This is a genomic window from Paenibacillus sp. Soil787, assembly GCF_001429545.1.
Lineage (GTDB): Bacteria > Bacillota > Bacilli > Paenibacillales > NBRC-103111 > Paenibacillus_E.
In genome coordinates this window covers 531,860-554,064 of sequence record NZ_LMSP01000001.1, presented here as the reverse complement: position 1 = coordinate 554,064, position 22,205 = coordinate 531,860, and the positions used below count along the sequence as shown (strand labels likewise).

The 22,205-nt window shown below is 44.2% G+C and carries 17 protein-coding genes; 3 read left to right on the top strand and 14 right to left on the bottom strand.

Translation table 11 applies throughout. The annotated features are described in order from the left end of the window. Positions 1-207 precede the first annotated feature (207 nt). Together ASG93_RS02225 and ASG93_RS02220 are read right to left on the bottom strand one after the other, a co-directional pair. The gene (locus tag ASG93_RS02225) at positions 208-2,445 is read right to left on the bottom strand and encodes a helix-turn-helix domain-containing protein (protein WP_056828377.1); all 2,238 of its coding nucleotides are present in this window, start codon (positions 2,443-2,445) and stop codon (positions 208-210) included. A gap of 164 nt (positions 2,446-2,609) precedes the next feature. Continuing rightward, a complete protein-coding gene (locus tag ASG93_RS02220; protein WP_056828375.1) occupies positions 2,610-3,986 on the bottom strand; it encodes an MFS transporter in 1,377 nt (458 codons plus the stop codon). Between the two features lie 182 nt (positions 3,987-4,168). On the opposite strand from ASG93_RS02220, the gene ASG93_RS02215 reads away from it, so the two are divergent. Then, positions 4,169-4,750 carry a TetR/AcrR family transcriptional regulator gene (locus ASG93_RS02215; RefSeq protein ID WP_056828374.1) on the top strand — a complete coding sequence of 194 codons (582 nt, stop codon included), beginning with the start codon at positions 4,169-4,171 and terminating at the stop codon, positions 4,748-4,750. 398 nt (positions 4,751-5,148) lie between these two features. Next, positions 5,149-5,334 (top strand): PspC domain-containing protein, encoded by a 186-nt coding sequence (locus ASG93_RS02210; protein ID WP_056828372.1) that lies wholly within the window; start codon positions 5,149-5,151, stop codon positions 5,332-5,334. A gap of 520 nt (positions 5,335-5,854) precedes the next feature. On the opposite strand, the gene ASG93_RS02205 is transcribed toward ASG93_RS02210, so the two are convergent. The 10 genes from ASG93_RS02205 to ASG93_RS02165 all read right to left on the bottom strand — a co-directional run bounded on the left by ASG93_RS02205 (position 5,855) and on the right by ASG93_RS02165 (position 19,836). Then, positions 5,855-6,685 carry a carbohydrate ABC transporter permease gene (locus tag ASG93_RS02205; RefSeq protein ID WP_056828370.1) on the bottom strand — a complete coding sequence of 277 codons (831 nt, stop codon included), beginning with the start codon at positions 6,683-6,685 and terminating at the stop codon, positions 5,855-5,857. A 1-nt stretch (position 6,686) separates the two neighbouring features. Further along, positions 6,687-7,592: a carbohydrate ABC transporter permease gene (locus ASG93_RS02200; RefSeq protein ID WP_056828368.1), complete on the bottom strand. Its 906-nt coding sequence runs from the start codon at positions 7,590-7,592 to the stop codon at positions 6,687-6,689. A gap of 75 nt (positions 7,593-7,667) precedes the next feature. Continuing rightward, positions 7,668-9,005, bottom strand: a complete 1,338-nt coding sequence (locus ASG93_RS02195) for an ABC transporter substrate-binding protein (protein ID WP_056828366.1) — start codon at positions 9,003-9,005, stop codon at positions 7,668-7,670. A gap of 229 nt (positions 9,006-9,234) precedes the next feature. Then, positions 9,235-10,836, bottom strand: a complete 1,602-nt coding sequence (locus ASG93_RS02190; protein WP_235550702.1) for a response regulator — start codon at positions 10,834-10,836, stop codon at positions 9,235-9,237. Further along, positions 10,808-12,601, bottom strand: coding sequence for a sensor histidine kinase (locus tag ASG93_RS02185; RefSeq protein WP_056828364.1), 1,794 nt, complete (start codon positions 12,599-12,601; stop codon positions 10,808-10,810). Before ASG93_RS02185 ends, ASG93_RS02190 begins: the two co-directional genes overlap by 29 nt. A 121-nt stretch (positions 12,602-12,722) precedes the next feature. After that, positions 12,723-14,165 carry a glycosyl hydrolase family 28 protein gene (locus ASG93_RS02180; protein ID WP_056828362.1) on the bottom strand — a complete coding sequence of 481 codons (1,443 nt, stop codon included), beginning with the start codon at positions 14,163-14,165 and terminating at the stop codon, positions 12,723-12,725. Positions 14,166-14,213: 48 nt separating this feature from the next. Continuing rightward, positions 14,214-16,694, bottom strand: coding sequence for an alginate lyase family protein (locus ASG93_RS02175; protein WP_235550701.1), 2,481 nt, complete (start codon positions 16,692-16,694; stop codon positions 14,214-14,216). 91 nt (positions 16,695-16,785) lie between these two features. Further along, on the bottom strand, positions 16,786-17,619 hold the full coding sequence (locus tag ASG93_RS36130; RefSeq protein ID WP_235550700.1) for a hypothetical protein: 834 nt from the start codon (positions 17,617-17,619) through the stop codon (positions 16,786-16,788). Positions 17,620-17,660: 41 nt separating this feature from the next. Further along, complete coding sequence (locus tag ASG93_RS02170; protein WP_056828360.1) at positions 17,661-18,686, bottom strand: alpha/beta hydrolase family protein; 1,026 nt, start codon at positions 18,684-18,686, stop codon at positions 17,661-17,663. Positions 18,687-18,714: 28 nt separating this feature from the next. Continuing rightward, positions 18,715-19,836, bottom strand: coding sequence for a glycoside hydrolase family 88 protein (locus ASG93_RS02165; RefSeq protein WP_056828358.1), 1,122 nt, complete (start codon positions 19,834-19,836; stop codon positions 18,715-18,717). Between the two features lie 108 nt (positions 19,837-19,944). Between ASG93_RS02165 and ASG93_RS02160 the strand changes: the two genes are divergently transcribed. Further along, on the top strand, positions 19,945-20,859 hold the full coding sequence (locus tag ASG93_RS02160; RefSeq protein WP_056828356.1) for an AraC family transcriptional regulator: 915 nt from the start codon (positions 19,945-19,947) through the stop codon (positions 20,857-20,859). On the opposite strand, the gene ASG93_RS02155 is transcribed toward ASG93_RS02160, so the two are convergent. Together ASG93_RS02155 and ASG93_RS36755 are read right to left on the bottom strand one after the other, a co-directional pair. Continuing rightward, positions 20,813-21,952: a beta-L-arabinofuranosidase domain-containing protein gene (locus tag ASG93_RS02155; protein WP_268795981.1), complete on the bottom strand. Its 1,140-nt coding sequence runs from the start codon at positions 21,950-21,952 to the stop codon at positions 20,813-20,815. The genes ASG93_RS02160 and ASG93_RS02155 overlap by 47 nt on opposite strands. Then, complete coding sequence (locus ASG93_RS36755; RefSeq protein ID WP_268795980.1) at positions 21,945-22,115, bottom strand: beta-L-arabinofuranosidase domain-containing protein; 171 nt, start codon at positions 22,113-22,115, stop codon at positions 21,945-21,947. Before ASG93_RS36755 ends, ASG93_RS02155 begins: the two co-directional genes overlap by 8 nt. Between the last annotated feature and the right edge of the window lie 90 nt (positions 22,116-22,205).

The window sequence follows — 22,205 nt, the reverse complement described above, 5'->3', positions numbered from 1 at the left end:
TCATCTGTACTGATTGCGCTTGCATAACCTAATACTAGATTGCGCATACAGGCTGCTGCAAGAAACAAGAATCGTGGCCCTAACCATTTTCGCATAGGCTATAAATACGCGCAGCTCCGGTTATTAGCCGGAGCTGCTGCTTGAAAACCATTATGAAACTGATAGGTGAACAAGCTCTGCAAACTCTTTTCTACCGCTTAACCAATTTCACCCAGTCTGCCTGCGTGCCGCTTCCTCGCGGAATTCGCTAGGGGAGCACCCGACCACTTTCTTGAACGCGCGACTAAATGAAATTGCACTCGTATAACCGACCTGCTCGGCTACCTCCTGCATGGAAGCATGCGATTCCGCAAGGAGACTTTGTGCAACCTGCATGCGGATATCGATCAGGAAGTCGACGAACTTCTGTCCGGTCTCTTCCTTAAACAGTTTACTTACATATTTGGCATTGATGTTGAAGTTTGAACTGAGATATTCAAGCGACATATTCGGATTAGCGTATTGCTCTTCGATGAATTTCCGCATATCGCGAATCGTAGCAGCATGCAGACGCTGCTCCTGCGCTTCCTGCAAAACGGTGCCCAGACTATTCAGCACGGCTAAAGTCTCCTCCCGCATTTGATCGAGAGAATGGCAATTATCAATCGTTTCACTAAGCTTCGGCAAACCGTCCCGTACCCATATTTCTTGAAACTCTTTCGTCATTCCCGTCATTTCCCGGCCCAAATAGTAAATAAGATAATTCATCAGATTCGTAATTTCGTCCTTCGTCAGCAGCCCCAGTTTCATTTCGCCAAACAGCTCGTCGTACTTCGTCCTCCATTCTTCTTCAAGCAATCTGAACGAATGAACAATGGATCGAATCGCGTTCAGATGCGAGAACACCTCATCTTGACCGTGATTTGCGATGTCCTTGCTTGTAATGAGCCGGTTTTCCCCGAGCACAATTTTGTGTTTCAGCGCTGTAAGCGCCTCTTTGTACGAATTTGCAACATCGGAAAGTTGTACAACCTGCTCGCCGATACCGATCGTTACCGTAAACTTCAGGTTATCCTGCGTCCAAACACGAACGCTCTCAAAAAGCTCGAGAATCGCAGAATGCTCGCTAGCCTCCTCCTCGCTGTCGACGAACACCATGACGCTGAGATGTGACGCGGAAGTCCACTCTGCCCACAGCTCGAGCTCATGCTTGGGGGCAAGCTCTTGTATGACACTGCGAAGCGCAAATTTAAGCAGATTCTGATCTATGCGTGAGTATTGACGGCAAAAGTCATTATATTTATCCATTTCGATCACAAGTACCACTTGTCCATCGGAAGGGCGCGGAAGCTGCAGACTGCTCGTTTCTTCCATCCATTCCTCGATCGTTAAGCCCGAACCGCCTTCAATGAGCTGATGAAACAAGTACCTTGTTCGAAGATGCATGTCTTCTTTGTGCTTTTGCTGATACTGATTGGACTGCTCAATAATATTGACGAGCGCCGATTCGATGAACGAAAACTCGTCGCCGCCCTCCTTGGACACACTACCCGATAGTGGAAGACGGTAACCGCGAATACGCGCTACAATCTGCTCAAGCGGTTTCGAATTGCGTCTAGTCACATAAACGAGCCATATGAATCCAAACACAATCATCGCGATCCCGATAATAAACCACACGTTATACAGCGAGGAGACGATATGAAATACCTTACCGTTGACAAGTCCGCTTTGAAAGGACCATCCCGTATAGCTCGATACGTAATTGGAGAATACCTTTGCTTGTTCCTTAGAGTTCGGATCCTTAAACAACTCGTTGCCTGTCGCGTCCTGGACCCCGATAAAGCTAGCTTTCGAATCGTACAAGTCGGCGATATTTTTTTGCAGAGAATCGGTCGCCACGTTGACAACGATCATTCCTTTCTCGCTCGTTATGAACGGCGCTCCTCGGACCAGACTGACAACAGGCTTGCTGCCTTTCACCTCAAACTGCTCAAAGTCTCTAACACCCGTCCAGTGCTTGGACAGTTGCGGAACCATGGCCCGTTTAATGAACGGCTCATCCTTATAATTGCTGAGTTGATCGCTTGTCGCGTTACTGAGAACGAAATTATCTTCAAAGCGCACCAAATAGATCGAATCGATAATGGGATAGGAAGTGATCATATCCTGCATTTTTTTTACCGCACTTATGTTGATGTAAACGTTATCTTTTGCGTCATTATTAAAGAAATCAATCAATTGCTTATTGTTAATCGATTCGGTCATCACCATATTGTCAATCGCTTTCAGGGAGGTGTCGATCAGGCGCATTGCCTGCAGGGACAGCATTTTGTTGGCGTTCAGCGCTTCCTTCCGGCTTTGCTCGCTAAGCAGTTGAAAAAATACGAAAAACGTAAACGTGACAACGATAAAAAAGATCGGTATATACGAAAGCAGCAGCCGTTTAAATAACGTTTTTCCCATGATCAGCCTCCAGTTTAGAATACCTGCTAATGATTATTTCTTTATTCAGAGGTTATTCCCTTCTCCTGCTGTGAATCGAGCTCCCCAAATCAAAGACTTTACGACCCGAATAACAAAAAACCAGTCACACGAAATAAGTGTTGGACTGGTTTCACCATAAATTCTTATGCAATTTGGGGTTTTCTTACTGTTAATCTGAGATACCCGATCGCGCAACCGATGGATAAAATGACAACCACTGCCAGTCCCCAGTAGATATTGCTATAAGCATTCGCTGGAGGAATGTTTTTCTGCCAAACAAGAGCACTGGCTGATATAGCGACACCGAAGGCTCCGCTAAAAAATTGAAGAAGCTGAAACAGACCGAGTCCAGAGCCAATCTGCGAAGGCAGCAGTATTCTAGACATTTCATTGGATACACTGCTATTCAAAATCGTGATACTAACACTCATTAGCATGTAAATCAACATAATCGAAACAAATGAAGTTCCTTCGAACAAGGCGAACAAAATGACAGATGCGAGAAGGAACAACGGAAGAAATCTGATAATCGTGTTGTTTCCACGCGCATCAATGATACGCCCAACCCGCCCGGAAACGAATACGGCTAATATCGAACCTGGGAAAATCACAAGTCCAGCTTGAATAGCACTTAGGCCATACTGTTTAACAAGGATTTGCGGCATTAGGAATAGTGTTGCAAAACTAGAGAGATAAGCCGCGATTCCTACTGCTCCTAGAATGAGAAAAGACCGATTTTTGAATAGCGATGGGAGTACGAAAGGCTCTTTAACCGAACGAATGCGGACGATAAATAAAGCAAGCGCGATAAGCCCAATCATCAGCATGAACCATGAATGGTTGGTTAAGAAAAGCAGGAGTCCTGTCGTTCCAACGCCAATAAATAGTGCGCCTAGAGCATCAAAGGACCCTTTACGCGGCTCCTCTTTAGGAATGAGAACTACAAAGAAAGGCACTAATAGCAAAGTAACAGCCGTCACGATGAACAAAATATGCCAGCCTAAGTATTCGACAATGGCTCCACCGACAACCGGGCCTAATCCAAGACCTAGCGATATGGAAGACATGATCATAGCCATCGCCTTACCCCGCCGCTCAACCGGAACATACCGGGAAATCAAGTTTAGGGACAAGGCAGGGATTGAACCTGCCCCGGCTGCTTGCAGAATCCGGACGATTAGCAGCATGATAAAATTGTGGCTGAACAATCCGGCGATTGCCGCTAGGCTGAGAAATAAAATTCCTATAATAAATAGCCTTCGGATTGGAATGAAATCAGCTAATCGGCTATACGTAATGGATGCCATCGCGAAAACAATGGAGTAACCTGTTACAATCCACGATGTAGATGAAGCAGACAGATGGAAATCTTTTGAAACAGCAGGTAAAGCCAAATTAAACATCATCGTATTCATGATGACGAGTACGATCGTTATACCGAGTAGAAGGGTAACCACACCCTCTTTCATAACACCTTGATCTTTCACATGGTTAGAAATGTTCTTTATCTTAAACGTCATTGTTTACCCTCCTCTAAGCCCAACTATACGCCATTTAAGAATGATCAGTCAAATATAATATTTGGATATGAGGATATATTCTTTTTTTTAGGCCCGTACCGATTCAATTCCCAAAGAATATTAGCTATTTATTTTGACTAATCGTTCTTAAATAATTATACTATCCTTAAGGAGGTTATCTTATGCCCAGACCCAAAGAATTTGATCAAGAACTCGCATTAGATAAAGCCATGGAACTATTTTGGCAGCAAGGCTATGAAAGAACTTCTATTCAAGACCTCGTGGAACAGACGGGTGTTCACCGCGGGAGCCTGTATGATACGTTCGGAGATAAAAATCAATTTTTCTTGACCTGCCTGGATCGGTTCCGTCAAGTTCCCAAATATAGACTTTCTTCCATCTTAGAGGAAGAAGGTTCTCCTAAAGAGGTGCTTTCCCGTTTCTTTGAAAAGGTGATCGACAGTGCCTTGGGTAACGGTACGCAACGAAGGGGATGTTTTATAGCAAATACGGCCATGGAACTGGCAGCAATCGATCCCGGTATCGCCAGTAGGGTTGAAGCTTATAACCTCGATATGGAGTCCCGATTTTATCAATTTCTGTTGAAGGCGCAAAAAGATGGGAAAATGAAGTTCCACCATACGCTGCGCGAGCTTTCACGGTTTTTGGTTAATACGCGCAACGGCCTTTATGTAATGGGCAAAACTGCTTCAGATCGCCAATCTCTGCAGGATGTTGTGAATGTGGCTTTATCTATTTTGTGATTCGTGAACAGCCATTTATAAGTTTCTCATAGATTAAATCATAGGAAAGTCGCAAATTGCGACTTTCTATTTAGTATGGTATAAAATTGTAAAACTTATAAGGAAGTTCCCTCCCTATCCATCTTCAGATACTTTTCCTTTGAATAAATTTCACACTTAATAAGTTTAACAAATTTACTTAACACTAAGGTGTTGTTATTAAATCGAATCCACTACCCTATCCTGAGATTGATAATCACTCCATTCAGCCCAAACTCCCCTTAAGTACTGTAGCTTCCCCGACTTTAGTACAGCTTCCATAACCGTCGGTGGTCCGTTTTCGTTGAAGTTCGAAGAAGCTACAATAAAGACATAAGAACGAAGCAGACATTGCTTACATTTGAGAGGAGACTTATTATATGAACAAATTATTCAGATCCACTACAGACAGTAAATTAACCGGCCTTTGCGGAGGACTTGCTGAATGGCTCGGAGTTAATTCAACCATTATTCGTCTAATCCTTGTTTTGGCTGCTCTGTGCAGCTTCGGGACCATCACACTGCTTTACTTCATCGGCTGTATCCTTGTCCCGAAAATGATATAAAAAATAGCCGCATGCTCCGGAAATGAATTTTCAGAGCATGCGGCGTGTACTTCACGACCTAATAAATGGATAATTCACTTAAAGTTAAATTATAATAGGATTTTTTGAAGAAGCACTACCTTGTGCGCTAGCGCCCTGTGGCGACCGATCTGACGACATTGCGCACAATTTTTGTGCGCTAGCGCCCGGTGGCGGCGGATCTGACTACCTTGCGCACAATTTTTGTGCGCTAGCGCCCGGTGGCGACCGATCTGACGACCTTGCGCACAATTTTTGTGCGCTAGCGCCCGGTGGCGACCTTGCGCACAATTTTTGTGCGCTAGCGCCCGGTGGCGACCGATCTGACGACCTTGCGCACAATTTTTGTGCGCTAGCGCCCGGTGGCGACCGATCTGACGACCTTGCGCACAATTTTTGTGCGCTAGCGCCCGGTGGCGACCGATCCGACGACCTTGCGCACAATTTTTGTGCGCTAGCGCCCGGTGGCGACCGATCCGACGACCTTGCGCACAATTATAGCTCAGCCCTTTGTGGCTCCTGCTGCAACTCCTTTGATGAAATACTTTTGCAGCGCGATAAATGCGATAAGAACGGGAACAATAGACATGGCCGTACCTGCAAAAACCATATCCCAACGAGACGCATACTCGCCTACAAAACCAAATATTTCTACAATCATCGTTTTTGGCTTATCAGACGGAAGCACAAGGCTAGGCATCAAGAAGTCATTCCAAATTCCGAGGCCTTGAAGCACTACCATACTTGCTGTACACGGTCCCAGGAGAGGAAACACAATACGCCAAAATATACCGTATTTAGAACACCCATCAATCTCAGCCGCTTCCTCAATCTCGCGAGGAACTCCCTTCAAGAAGCTCGTATACAGCAAGCATCCGAAACCGACCGAACCGGAAATATAGATGAGAACCGGGGATCCCAAACTCCCATATAAGCCTAGTAGTTTCATTTCCTTGAACAATGGAATCATATACACTTGAAAAGGAATCATCATTCCGGCTAAAAAGTAAACATACACAAGATATGTCCACATTTTGTTCGTCCGCTCAATCGCATAAGCCGCCATCGGAATAACACCGACCATGCATATAATCGAAACCAAGGTCAAGAAAATACTATTCAACATCGCACGAGGAAAATCTGTCTTTGTCAACAAAAATTGAAAGCTTTCTACATACAAGCTCGTTGGAAATGCGATCGCGTCTCGCAATATTTCCCCGTTGCTTTTAAATGCCGATATGAGAGTGAAATAAATAGGGAAAAAGAAAATGACGGCGATGACTAAGGTGATGACAAAGAGGAGCAGATCCAATCCTTTCTTTTGTATTTGCATGTTACATCTGAACCTCCCTTTTGCGAAGAACCTTAATTTGAATAATGGATACAATCATAATCAGTATGAATAAAACAAGCGAAAGCGCCGTTCCATATCCTTGTCTCAGCTCACCAAAACCTACTTTATAGATGATATAAGTCAATGTTTCTGTTGAGAAACCAGGACCGCCATCGGTCATAACGGCGATTTGATCGAATATTTTCAAAGATCCAATCATCGACAGCATCATACATACCGTAAAGGCACCCGCAAGCAAAGGAAATGTAATATGTCTGAATTGCTGCCAGCGGTTTGCCCCATCAATACTTGCCGCTTCGGTTAATTCAGGCGGGATCCCTTGAAGACCGGCTAAATAAATAATCATATAGTAGCCTGATGCCTTCCAAACCGTAAAGATGATGATCGCGATGAGTGCATAATCTGGATTTCCAAGCCAATCAAGCTTTAGAGAAGATAAATTTAACTTATCCAGTATCTGCGTAAGCACACCGAAGTTATAGTTCAAAATAATCGTCCATACGAAACCCAATACGATACCGCTTAGTAAAACTGGCAAATAAAATACGCTTCTAAAGAGGTTTCGGAACCATTTTACTTGATCAACTAGCATGGCCAAGGCTAAAGCAACTACATTCTCGAAAACAACCAAAACGATAGAAAGAATGAGTGTATTTTTGAGAGCGTTATGCACGCGGTCACTGTGCCACATTTCTACAAAGTTATCAAAGCCAATATAACGGATATCATTACTTATTCCATCCCATGAAGTAAAACTTAGATACACGCTGCCTAAGGTAGGAACAATTACGAACATGGTATATAGAATAAAAGCTGGTAAAAGAAATAGTACGGAATAGGAAATCCACAACCTCTTTTTCTTTTCTGGTTGTATGGTGGTTGCCATTCTCTCACGCTCCAATCGACTTAGAGAAGGAAAACCTCCGCTGCCTGCAGAGGTTCCTTCATTTGTAGCCTAATATTATTTTTTCATTGCTTTAACAGCAGCATCCCATTCTGCATCCGCTTTTTTCATTTGTTCTACGCTGAAGTCCTTTTTAATTATCCAATCCTGAGCAAGCTTATAGAACCAGTTGCGCCATGTTGGAGGCATTTGATTCTCACCCCAGAACGCATTGATTTGAAGGGATTTAATTGTCTTCGGATCAGCCATCAAATCGAGAACCTCTTTAAGCTGGGGACTAGCTTCATAACTGATTTTCTCTTTGGTAGAAGGAATAGCGCTTGCTGCCTTCAGATAAGCTGCATAATTGTCTTTGCTGAAGAAGAACTTAATAAATTCACTCATCGCTGCCACTTTATCCGGATCTTTAGCTGCCGCAGCAGATAACGACCAACCAGAAGGTTTCGCCAACCCGTTCACAATAATTCTGCCTTTTTGATCTGGAACCGGATAGAAACCAAATTCGAATTTAGGATCTGCTTGCGCAATTTGCGGGAACATCCAAGGACCGGAGAACAAGCTAGCCGCTTTGCCTGTTACAAGCATCGAAGCCGTTTGGTTATCAGCTGTACTCATGAAGCCCGGATCAACATATCCTTTGGTGAAAAGCTCAGTGAAAAGCGTCATTGCTTTCATTGGTCCAGCGTCCGTGAAACTTACTTGGCCTTTAGAACGCTTGGAATTCCAATTAGGGTCATCACCAAGAACTTCATCCATCAAATATTTATTAATCCAGAAGCCCCAGTGGAAAATATCCTTACCACCCATTACGATTGGCGAAATGCCTTTGGCCTTCAACTTCTCTTGTGCTGCAAGAAAGTCAGCATAAGTCTTAGGCTCTTCTGTTATGCCTGCATCTGCATAAGCCTTTTTGCTATAAATAATCCCATGTGGCGCTTCCAAAGAGATAGGCGCATTATAGACTTTACCGTTTACTTGAGGAATGGAATCGAATAATCCTTGCAGTTCCTTAGGCAATTCTGCAAGCTTGCCATTGTCTGCGAATAGCTGTGTGTCACGCATCTCAACCAAATCCGGGAATTCGCCAACAGCATCTTTCGTTTTTAAGAAGTCGAGGTAGGATGCAGAAGTAACCTCAGTGAGATTTTTAATTTTGATATGTGGAAATGCCTTGCCGAAGGCGGCAATTGAATCTTCCACCGCTTTTTTCGTCGCTGGATCGCCTGGTGCATAAATGATACTGAAAGTTACGTCTTTCTTAGGTGCTTCGCTCACTTTAGCTGAAGCTGCGGGAGAAGCGCTGGAACCTGTGTTCGATGCTTTACCTCCGCATCCCGTTAATGCAAGGGCTAGAGCTGTCGAGCCTGCTAATACTTTTGCAAATTTATTTACCATCTTAGATAAACCTCCCTATATATTCAATCCCTTAGACGAAAGCATATTGGCCGCTTCATTATTGCCCGTCCACATTAGCATCCGCTTTCATGACTTAAGATTAACATATGTATTTTTGCTTTAGAATGAAGTTTTTTAAGCTTAATATGCAGCATTTAAAGATAAAAACCTCTAACCGAATCCTGATACAATGGTGCCAGGTGTCTGTTAAAGGTTAAAGAGCTTGCGTTCATTGCTTCTGAGATTTGTATTCTTGCGGAAGCTTACCGAAGTGTTTCTTAAACATATCACTAAACTGCCTGGTGTTGTTGTATCCTACTAATTCCGCGATTTCATAGACCATCTTGTCGGTTTGTAGCAGCAATTTGACAGCTTGCTTCATTCGTACATCCGTTACATACTGTTTGAAATTTTCATTGGTATGCTTTTTGAAGAAGCTGCTGAAATAATAAGAGTTCATATAGATCATGGAAGCAATACTCTCAAGCGTAATGTTTTCGCTGTAATGCTGTTCAATATACTCTTTCACAAATTTCATTTGCTGGGCTTCTTTACCTCCGCTAGCCAAATGCAATTGTTCGAGCATATTCGTTACTTTTAAATTCACAAAGGCCTTTAACTCTTCAAATCGATGAAACTGATGCATCCTGTGAAGCCAATCCTGCTGTTCCTGCAAGGATGCACTTGATGGGATTCCGAATCCGGCCAGCTCCTCGGTTACTTCGGTAAGCACCGAATAACAGCTCATTACCGCGGCTTCTTTACTTCCACGCGATGAAGCTTCCACTTGCTTGAACAGTTCTTCGGTTATTTGTGACAGTTGATCCTTCTCTTTAGCAAGCAATGCTTGGATAATCGATTGTCTTAATTGACCTAATTGGTGCTCCGAAGCATGTATTTCCTTAGTTAAGGACCACAAAGGTATCACTTTACCTGTGCCAGTAAAATAACTGCTTTTTAATGAGTGAAGTGCTGCTGTATAGGAGCTCTTGATCTCCCGAAAATTGGAAACTGTTTTTCCAATACTAACCGTTACGCCTATTTTCAAATAATAACGAATCTTGTCCAATATATCTTCGCATAAGGGAAGGATGTCCCGTTCTGCTGAATGATTAACAATCACACATAAATTTTCCGACTTGCGAATCACAACACCCATTCCATACTCGCGGATAAGCTCATCTGCCATATTGGTAATCGCAAACAGCAATAGACGCTTCTCATGCTCCTCCCACCTGTTATCCGCAGCCTGCAGCCGCTCAAGCTCAATGACCAAAATCGTGAACTTTTCATAAGAAAAAAGGATTTCCAAGGATTGTAGCTTTCGCTCCACCTCCTCGATGCGAATATCGCCCTCTGTTAACCGATCGAATAATTCCTCTAGCTGTGTTTTTTTGTCCTTCTGCTCGTAGACGGCTAGTTTTCCTTTAGAAGACTGTTCATTGTGTTCTTCCTGGAGCATAGCTATAGCTTTATGCACGGCTTCACGTAATAGATTCTTTTCAATAGGCTTCACTAAATAATCTACCGCACCGTACGCAAGCGCATCCTTCGCATAAGAGAATTCTTGATAGGCACTTATAAAGATGACCTTCGTATGAAGCCCTTGATTCTGAATTTCCTTAATCACATCAATTCCTGTGCCGTCAGGCATACTAATATCGGTGATAACCAAATCAGGATTTTCTTGCTCGATGAGCTCCATAAGCCCCTTTCCCGTCCATGCTTCTCCAACAATCTCAATGCCGAGCTCTTGCCAGGGGATTAGTTTCCTCAAGCCTTTAATGATAATAGGCTCATCATCAGCTATTATGGCGTTCAGCACTTGCATTCACCTCTCCTAATGGAATGACCATCCTTACGGAGGTTCCGATATGTTTCGTGCTATTGATCTCTAAGCCGTAGTCCGGTCCGTAGAGCGTTACAATACGATCGTGGACATTCTTTAATCCAATGCTGCTTCCTCCAGAGTCTAGAGAATAGCTGCTTTCCAGCTTTTGACGAACCTGATGAAGCGTTTCCTCCGTCATGCCGACACCGTCGTCATCGACCGTCACACAAAGCAGATTATCCGCAAGCTCCTCCGCTGTGATTCGAATTGTCCCTTTACCCGACTTCGGCATAATGCCATGATAAATCGCATTCTCAACGATAGGTTGGATCGAGAGCTTAGGTAAAGAACAACTTAGCACATCCCCTTCAAAACGAAAATCCATAGATAGCTTATGCTCCCCATAACGGAGCTCCATAAGCCGGAAATATTGTTCGATGTTTGTTTTCTCCTCTTGCAAGGCAACTGTTTCTTGGCCATAATCAAGCACATACTTCAATTGATGCGATAACGACAAAATCATATCTCCTACTTCATTGTCATCGTTAGCTACCGCACTCATTCGAATAACCTCAAGGGTATTATACAAGTAATGGGGCCTAATTTGATTCTTTAAAGCGTTAAGCTCCGCATGCTTTTGTTTGATCTGAGCAACATAAACCTCCTCAATGTAAGATTGCAAGCGCACAACCATTTTGTTGAAACCTCGAGATAACAACCCGAGTTCATCCGCAGTTTGCACGGTTACTTGGGTATCGAAATTTCCTGATTCTACCTTAGCCATTTCTCTAGTAATACTGCGAATCGGCTTAGAGAATCTTCTAGAGAACCAGATCGCTACCAAGATAAGCGATACGATACAAAGACCGACGACAATCGCGATTGTATTAATGATTTTCCTGGTTCTCATAACCAGCTCATCTTTATATAGCTCGCCAACAATTTTCCAGGCAACATTGGCATTATCTTTCTGCATCCGATAATATTCGTTTGAATCTTTCTGCACATAGGTTTGACCTATAGATGCTCGATCACTGCTATATAGGATTCTGTTATTTTGATCCAGTACATAGACCACATCTTTAGAGTTCAACATCATTTGTTGGAAAATTTCATCGAATGCCCCCATGCTTACATCCATATATAAGGAACCTACAATTTCCCCTTCAACACCTGGAGCATTTACCACATTCAATAGGTTTCGGCCAAAGGTAAGCACTTGTTGATTGGAACCGAGATAGTAGTTATCAAGATGGGTAGGGAAATAAGACAGCAGATTGCGATTCTGTTGGAGCACTTCCCCCCACTCTCGATCAGGGAATTGATAACGAAAATCGAAAGTTCTATTCTGTTTGGTCACCGTTTGATAAGCGCCATTCGGGAATACGAAGAATACACTTTGCAAATGCCGGTCTGTATACAGCACCGTTTGCAGAAAATCATCCACTGTCCGAGTCAAGCGATAGTCACCCTCAAGGGTTTGTGCTGCAATAGTCTCTCCAAGTATTTGCCCTTTGTTCGTACCATAAGAATACATTAGCTTGGATTCATTATTATACCGGGTATACAAGTCATCCACATTTTTACTTGCGAACAGCAGCATTTGTTCAAAATTGGTAACGGCATATCTTTCCAAATAGTTGCTAAACGTATTCAATGAAATATAGCTGAGCGCGAGCAAAGGAATTAACCCTACGATAATAAAGGAAAATGTAAACTTGGCGAAGATGCTTTGTCTAAATCGTAATTTGGAGAAAGAATTCAAACGATCGCCTCATTCCTTAACACTGGACTTCTATCCCTATCATAACAAAATTCACAAATTGCGACAAAAAAATCCCCGCATCTCTAAGATACAAGGATAATTAATGCAAATACTACTAATATTACTCGCTAAAAGAAACGCGCTTTGCATGCTCATTAAGCTCAATGTTCCCCTGCTCAGGGTTCAGAATCAATTGGCCATTGATCCGAAGATTGATGAATTGGACACCTTCCACAGCCCGTTCTGCATCATAGCCATAAATGCGATTCGGGTTCGCGTTCCTTCCGTTATACGAAACGTTCTTAAACATAATGTTTTCAATTCGTTTACCTGCAACAGGGTTATAATCCTTGTTCCAAACTACACGAATGTCAAACAATTGGCCAAGTTCGAATTCTTCTACCCGAATATTATCATACGTCACATTACGGACCGTATTCTTATCTCCGGCATTAATCGCCATCGCTCCCCAATAGTTAACCTGCGGCTCATGGTGCTCTAGGATATCGATATTTTCGAACAACACATTTTCAATCGTATCACCATCCCGGTGATGGTCACCGTGAATTCCGATCATCAACGCATGGGCGACATCCGCCCAAAATATCGAATTGCGCACCGTCAGATTTCTCGCATCTCCCTGATAGTCCCAGCGTGTACCATAAAAGGCAATGCAGTCATCGGATGTGCGTAAAAAGACATCATCAATCTCGATGTTCGAGCTCGCCATCATATCGATGCCGTCCGACCAACCGCGTGTACTAAACGACTTGAAGTTTCGTATGAAGATATGCTCCGACTTCCCGATATAAATACTATAATGTGGTGGATCTAACGTCATGATGCCTTCGATGGTTATATTTGTGGAAAACTGGATTCGGATGCCTCGAAACGCAGAGAAACGATGAAAGTCAGACAAATAGAGGAACCCTCTGCCCCGAATCTGGACATTCTCCACATGCTCGCAAACGAGCGATCCTACTACGATTGCACCTCCAGCAATATAAACGGTCGTGTTTGACGGTATTCGCAGGATGGTTTCCTCCAAATAATGCATACCTGGAGCAAAGTAAATGACTTCCGGCGTCTTACCACTTGGCAGAACAGGAGCTGCGGCCAAGCGATAGATATCCTCGGTACGATGTATGGCAGGCTTCAGCACAAGTACTTTCGGATCGTCCTGTTGTGGAACATTCTCTTCTAACGGATTGGCAAAAAGATGAAGGTTACCGAAACGCTCACCGTTGATTTCGATAGACAGCTTACTTGGTCGATCCAGTGAAAAATCTACCCTATTTTCGTCGCTCGAAAATGATATCTGTGAAGATAGCGGACGTATAGCTACTTGGTCTACTGCTTGGTTTAGCGCTGTAACCTGAACCTCAACCGTTCCTTCCATGTCAAAATAAACCATCGATGCTGAGCGAACGTTATGCATATCTACCTTCACTTCATAAACGAACAGCTGCTGCCACTCTTGTCCAGGTGTTCGAACACTTACAGAAAAGTCACTCCGTCCAATTGCACCTTTTGGCGCCTCATAAACGATTAATCTGCTAGTCATAATTTCCTCCTGAGTATACGTAAGTTGATTGCCAGATGCACCACCAGATTATCTACCGCACGCTAATTCATTATGAATGAGAATACCATTTTTGTATTCCATGATATTTACTGTTATTTCGTCATGTTCTATTTGATTAACACTTATGATTTGTGTTCTGCCGTCTTTAAGAATCACTTCGACCGTATTTGCATCGGCAGCCTGCACGGATACAATCATGCTTTCCGTCTCGAAAGGTTCCACGATGGTGATATAGCGGCCAATTTTATCCTTAGTTTTAGGTCTTACAGCATATGTTTTACGTCTTTGGGCTTCGTCACCAGGGAAGGCATCGGCTCCAATCAATCCTACAAAACGCACAGCATTCATTCCTGATAAATCAAGAGTTAGGGTGCCAAACTTGTCATGGTCAACTGGGCTTGTAGGTATGGCCGCCGGATATTCATTTCCTACGATCGTAACCCGTCCCCCCTCGTAATCCTTACCTATACCGAAGCCACGATCAATATTTTCGTAGACTACGTCTAAATCGCAAAAATTTTTCAGTCTGCCATCTGCTGTGATCACATAAGCCTCACCCCAGAAAAGACCTTGTTTTGTTTTTTGCGGATATTTTTGTTCGTTGTAGGTAGGCTTATTTTTGACTCTTAGCGTTAATGCTCTAGCCCCTTGAAGATCTATCTCACATTTCCTCTCGCTTAGGAGCCATGCGCCAAACTCGCCTTCTGCCTTCACTTTACCATCTACTTCTACCTGGTACTCTAAAGGTATCGTATATCCATGATCCTCTGCCGTTCTGCCTACGATTTGAATCGATTGTTTAGGCCAAGCGGTGTGTACATCCATTTTCAATAAGCCTGGTGTATTATGAGCTGTTCTTGTACCACGCATATCCTCGCCTTCACCAAAGATGGTTTCAAAGCTTGCGACACTGGTGCCGGCTGCTTCATACCACTGACAATCCGTTATAAATTGCGCATCGGACAAAGGATTTTCGGTAAATTGACTAGTATGCTTCCATTCACCCAAGGTATCAGTCTTTATTCCTTTGAATCCTTTTATTTGGAACAAACTATCATATTGATGCTCTGTTTCGCCTTTAAGATAATCAAATAAAACAAGATAATCGTCGGTTACCCCCATCACTCTTTTTTGCGTGATTGGTTCTGTGAAATCTGACAATTCTCCATATGGAGGGGCAGCTTGCACTTCCGGCAATGAACTCGCATTCATCTTGCTTCTTTCTTCTAACGTTTCGGTCTCATTGTAAATCATTCCGCCATATGGAGGATAGGACCACTTTGAATTAGTCTCTATTGCAACTGCTTGAATCGCTTTTCCGCTATAAAATAACAATCTTTTGGAATCACTTGGCACCTGCATTTTTTCATCGACTACGACCATATTTTTGGTCATCGAGTTTTGGACATAGAATTTGTACATAAAATGCGGATAACCCCACCATACATGCTCAGGGTTAAAAAAGCTGCGTCCATAACGCATAATGGACAAGACTTCCGTACGATCAAAATGTCCATGAGCATATCCATGTGAGCCATATCGAATAACAGCTTGGATTTGGTCCTTCTGCTCTCTATTTTCAGTCTGACTTCTTAACATGGCTATGCCCACATTATCCGCATAAGCATTGTTTTTAACATAAGAAGAACGATATTCAGGCAATTCAGCATGTCCGAATATCGGGTCCACATTGACATTTTGATGGATAACAGGGATGTACTCTGGGTCCTTATAATAGCGATAAGCCAAGTCGAAAGTCGAGCCAAAGTGCACTCCCTCTAATTTCCTTTCATCGGAATCACTAATACCGAACATAACCCCCCTGTAATCCAAAAATGGGATCGTCGCATCGAACATGTCTTTGATACAGACATAGTTTTTTCTATTGCCCCCCCACTTTTTGTTATACATCCCGAATCTTACTTTTGCATCTTCACCGTTATAGGTACTATTCACTTCATCATTAAACGGGATCGGGAAATGGGTATGCAAAATGTTAATTCCGAAAGGAAGCAAGGCATGTGCGGTGTGGATATACATCGAGGATACCCAGGTGTTATACCCTACGGAACATTCATGCCACCAGCCGTCATTAAACAATCCATATTTCAAGTGATGAATGGATCCCCCCATACCGAATGCAAAACGTAAGGCTCGCTCGATATCTTGGATAGCCAGTGCACAATAAAAAGCTCCAGTTATTTCCGATAACAACCAATTAGAAATATGCCCTTGATGTATATGTTTATCTAAGATATCCATGTAGATACGGAACGTTTTTTCTATCCCTTTGTGTTCTTCAGGCGTCAAAACACCTGCTTGATGAATAATATCATAGGGGATCGCTAGGTGCTGGAAAAAATGTCCTTCCTGAACATAGCTCTGGCTGCAGCCTTTTTTCTTTTTCGGATACCCTATTTCATCATCTATGAAATAGCGCAGGAATGTAGCCACTTTCTCAGCGTATTTGATATCTTCAGTAAGCGCATAAGCATAGGCGGCTGACATGATATTGTGCTCTTCACTTGTGTTATAGCAGTAATTTCGTTCTTCTATTGGAGGTTTGACTTCCCATGCATTCGCTGTTGCTATTAATTTATCATACTCCGGTTTGAATTTCGGATACTTGTCTCTTCTGCTTTGTTTCTTTCCACTGCTGCTTATTATGATAAATATAAGGATGCGGTAATCTTCTTAATGTTTTGAACTCTACGGTAACCGCACTCTCACTGGCTCCATTAGCGATAAGTTTTAGAATCGTATTTTCATGTCCGCCCGCTGCCATATAATCATGTACTTTTACGATCGCTGTTATGTCCTGTCTGGCATTCGGCTCTAATACAAACTTGGCTGGCGTAACAATAGGAAATAAAGACTCCCAGCCTTCAAATACTTGTTTGATGACAACATGTTGTCTGGTTTCCGAACAATTATATACACTCATCGTATATACGACTTCTTCACCTGCATCACCGGATTTACCCAACACATTCGTTTCAACAAATATTTTATCCCCTCGATGAAGGCTTGCCGAAATTAATTCAGCATTTCCCTGCAGTTCAAAGCTTTTCAGAAATCTCCAAATATCCCCTTTACTCATTTCTATTTCAAAATCGGACAGCTTCAGCTGTACATCATGCTTCCCAGACCCCGCAAGTAGAATTCTGGCGATAACACTCCGATTATCGATAAAGCCAGCTTTGACCGTTATTTCAGTTTCCTCATCATGCGCGTTCAAATGAAGCTTCAGTCCATGCCAACCCATTGCTTCAAGCGCAGAGTCATTGCCTCTTTCAAAACCAATGGGATACCAGCCTACAGCATTAGGGGGTGTTGGATATTCAATGTTTATAGTCTCTCTTAAATCATAACCGTGATCGCTTTGTTGTCCTGCAACATGCCATTCTTCCAAGAGATGAATACGATTTAACACAAGCTCACCTCCATATTGTTATAATTGCAAGACGAACTTCCTTATGATCGCAGGCACTCTGCAAGCCAATCAAAGGACTTACGTCCCGATATTTCGTGACTGCCCGGAAAAATATCCGATTGGAAATAATCCAGAGCATTCATGCCATTATAAATTTCCTTAAGCTCCGCAATAGCCTCGCGAACATGTTCTACCGGAAAGATTGGATCGTTCTCGCCTGATTCAACAAATAAATTACGAGGGGCTATTAAGCTGATGAGCTCCGGTTGTTCGGCACCAGGCAGGATACCGGGCAAGTAATTGTCGATGCAGTGATGCATGGCAAGAATACTTCCCCGAAACGTATTCGTCCACCCGGCAAGCACGGCAGCCTTAATACGGTCATCTAATCCTGCCGTAAATGCGCTGATCAGACCTCCTCCGGAGAAGCCGAAAATTCCGATGCGGCTAGCTATGACATCATCTCGAGATTGTATGTAATCCAGCGCCCGGATGGCCTCGTAAACCCGCATGCCCGCTAGTGTCCTACCGAACATCAACAATTGGGACGAAAGCGTGCCGCAGGAGCTGTAGTTCGGATTCGCTTGAATCTCTTCTGCCATCCGACGCACTCCGAAACCCATGATTTCCGGGATGACCACAAGCAGCCCCCTCTTCACTAGTTCGACAGCAAAACGGTTATGGATTCCGGGTTCGCCCAGCACGCTGCCGTTCGGAGCCAGACCAACTGCGTCTCGTTGACCATTGCCATGTCCATGGCAAGCCAGCACCGCAGGCCATGAGCCTTTTCCATCTTTCGGTACCAACACCATGACAGGGACATTCACGGATTCCATGGTTGAATATTGGATGTGCTCAAGATAATAATCGCCGTAATCCTTCGTCTCCAGCACGATTGGCTGAAGCGGTGTTACCGCTTCCGGGAAGCTTCCCAGCGCTTGCTTTAATCGGCCGCAAAGCTCCTGACGATCTACTCCGGAATGCTTCTTTCCTGACCGCTGCTTAAGTCGCTCCTTTTCCGTTTCCTCGTACAATCGCTTCAGAAATTCATCCGTTGTCCATTTCATATTGTTCTCCTCTCTTCCAACACATCCATCAAAAGATGCGGTGCTTCCATCCATTAAGCTTCGAGATCGCTTCCACATAGTAATAATCGCCATAAATAAGCGAGACATCAATAAACGAAGTGCCGCTGCCAGTAGCATGCAGCAAAATGGCTTCGTGCTCCGGCTGATCCCAAGTCGCATAGTTCTCAGTCAGCGAACGAAGGATCCGCTCTGCTGCACCGGCGTACAACCTCTTTTCTCCTGCCGGTACGAAATCTGCAAGATCAAGTAAGGCTGAAGCGGCAATCGCTGCTGCTGAGGTGTCCCTCGACATACCCGCTTCCGATTCTAAGCGGAAATCCCAATACGGGACGTGATCCTCAGGCAGCGCGGCAATGAAGTAATGCGCGATCCTCTTCGCTGTATGAAGAAACCGTTCATCCTCCGTGTGACGATACGTATTCACAAAACCGTATAATCCCCAGGCCGTACCACGGCTCCATGATGATTCCGGAGATAAGCCCTGGCCGCCAAAGTTTTCGATATAAGCACCCGTCTCGGCGTCGAACGAAAGGATGTGCTTCGTCGATCCATCCTCCCGGATGCCATACGCCATCGTCGTCTCAGCATGACGAATCGCCATATGCTTATACCTAGGATCGCCAGTCACCTTGCTAGCCCAGAACAAAAGAGAGATGTTCAGCATGCAATCGATAATGACCCAGCCGGGTACTGGTTTACCGTCAGGTCCATTATTCCAGGCTCGAATATAACGACCAACAGGGTTATAACGTGCTGCTAGAAAATTCGCTGCTTCAATCCCTCGGCGGAATCCATCCGCATCCCCCGTTAACGTATTTTTGATAACAGCTGTTGGCAGAAATTGAAATCCTACGTCATGATGAAGCTCCTCCGTTGGTTTTATGAACCACTCTTCCAGAATTCCATCCCAGTGCCAGGCGGCCTCTTTATAGTAATCCTTGCCTGTCATGTCATTCATGATCCACAATATGCCCGGCCAGAAGCCAGTCGTCCACCAATCGGAGCCGATGTCGTCAAACTTGCCATCTTCCCCTGCGAAATGCGGGCATTTCGTACCCATTTGATCAATCGTATGTGTAACTTTTCTATCGAGCCTTGCCATGATGTCTTCCCAATATGCTGTACTCATTATGAATACCCCCATCTGTTTTTATCTATTATAGATCATCATTTCACGCAAAAGTTATGTTACAATATCAATAAATGTTCATATTTTGTCATATAGGAGGGTAGACATATGAACCGACTATTCGAACCTGTTATCTTTGATCATAAAGACATCGTTTGGGATTATCACCTCAGGTCTGAACATGACTTCAAAGGTTACTATCACTGGCATCAATGCTGCGAAGCAGTCTTCGTACACGAAGGGCAGGGCAGCATCGTCCTCAATCGGCAAGCCTACGAAATCAGACGAGGAATGTTCTTCTTCTTCCAGCCTTTTCAGCTCCATCGTATCCACGCTATGGTTAGTCCTGAGACACCCTATGTTCGATCCATCTTTTATGTGGATCCTGTTCTCATTGATCAACAATTACGTCCTTTTCCGAAAAAGCGCGCCCTTTTTACTGCATTATGGCAAGGTAGAGACCGTAATCATGCCTATGATCTTTCCCTACAAGCAGAATCGATAGAATGGATTTACTCCTCCTTTGATCGCAATCACGATGTCAACGCTCGCGATTGTGAAGATATCACTTTGCTTTTGCTGCAACTTTTGAATGTTGTGGACAGTGTGTACTCAGAAGTGAAAGACGTACAAGAGGCGCTGCGCAGAAATCCGCGTTACTCAGAAACGATTATGAGTTGGATCGAAAAGCATTATCAGGATGACGTTAGTCTTGACGATTTGGCAAAAGAAACACATCTGTCCACGAGCTACATTTCCAGAGTTTTTCGTCAGGAGACAGGCAGCAGCGTAACGGATTACTTGACGGCCAGACGAATGAAACAAGCCTGCAGACTGCTTGAGACGACGGATTTGGCGGTTGAGGAAATCGGTATTCGAATCGGCATACCGAACGCCTCTTACTTTATTCAACTCTTCAAAAGGGTGGTCGGAACGACTCCGCTCAAATACAGGAATGACAGAGGTACACCATCTCTTAAGACGTCTGTATTGGAAAATAAATCGAATAGCTTTCGTCTTTAACCTCATACAAAGGAATGAACCTAAATCCTCGGTCCGCCCCTTTAGTGCGGTAATATCCGGGATTCCACCAACCGTGGTTCCGCTCTCGATCAAGGACCAGCATCGTTTCCGGACGGAAAGGATCTCCAGAAAGCACCCGCTCCTCTTCAGTTAATCCCGCAAGCACGATCGGACCATCCAAGAACGCATAGGTGCCTGGCTCGCCAGGAAGTGGTTCAGCCGTTAACGCCTTCGAGAATTCGCTGGTAATCGTATCGCCACTAAGCCATTCTCGAGTGAGTTGGAAGAAGGACGATGCTTTTGCAACTCCCTGCGCCTGTTCGACGCCATTCACTGAAATCTTTGGGTGGCCCTTCAGCCACCAAGGCAAGCGCAGCTTCAATGTAAATGTAGAAATTATCTCAACCTTGACGGTAATTTTATAAATGAAGCTGTCAAGACGTTGAACCGGAATGGGCGGAATGTTCACTTTCGTAATCGCGGTCATACCTTCAACAGACCAGTTGTTAAGTGGATAAATGCCGTGCTGTCCGTCCTGCTCCAAGCGGATACTTAACAAGCTGCCGCCGTAATTACAGTGCAGCTCGGAGGGCAGCCATTGACAGACAGTGATTCCGCTCTCTTCCTCCAGGAAAATTTGCGACTCATAGGATGCGTTAGCCTGCATGAGCGTTCCGTGACAGCACCAGAAATGCTGCGTCGGCGAGCCCCATATTTTTTTGCTGCCTGCAGCTGCGCCGAGGAAATAGGAAACCATGCCAGTATCCCCATGTTGATGAGCAAGCACACCATTCATAAACCGACGCTCCCAATAGTCAGCATAAATGGGATCACCCGTCCAGCGGAGCAGCACATGGGCAAGTCGCATCATGTTGTAGTTGCAGCAGTGCTCCTGACCGACGCCGAGTCTGGCAGCCATTTCGTTTGCCGGCATCCATAGCTCGCCATTATCGCCTGCCCCTGTAGATACATAACCGCGATTTGTAACGGCAATAGCCCAGAAAGCTTCCACTATTTTGCGGTACCGTTCATCCCCTGTTACTTCCCATACCCGTGCTGCACCAAGAATTTCAGGAATTTGTGTATTAGGCATGCTTGTTCGTCAGCACACCTTTTCCTTCCATCAGTGCATCGAAAAATCGCCGCCGATCATATCTTCGTATGAGCTCGAGATGCTTCTCATCGCCGGTGATCCCATACAGATCCGCCCAAGCTTCAAGCATGCCTCCGATCTCAAGATCAAGCAGATCGTCCATTTGCTCCTCCGAGAATTGTCCCGTTCAGCGATAAAACCAGGCTGCGATGCCTGACATCAGCTGTACCGCATGTTCATTGTCCGTAATCGC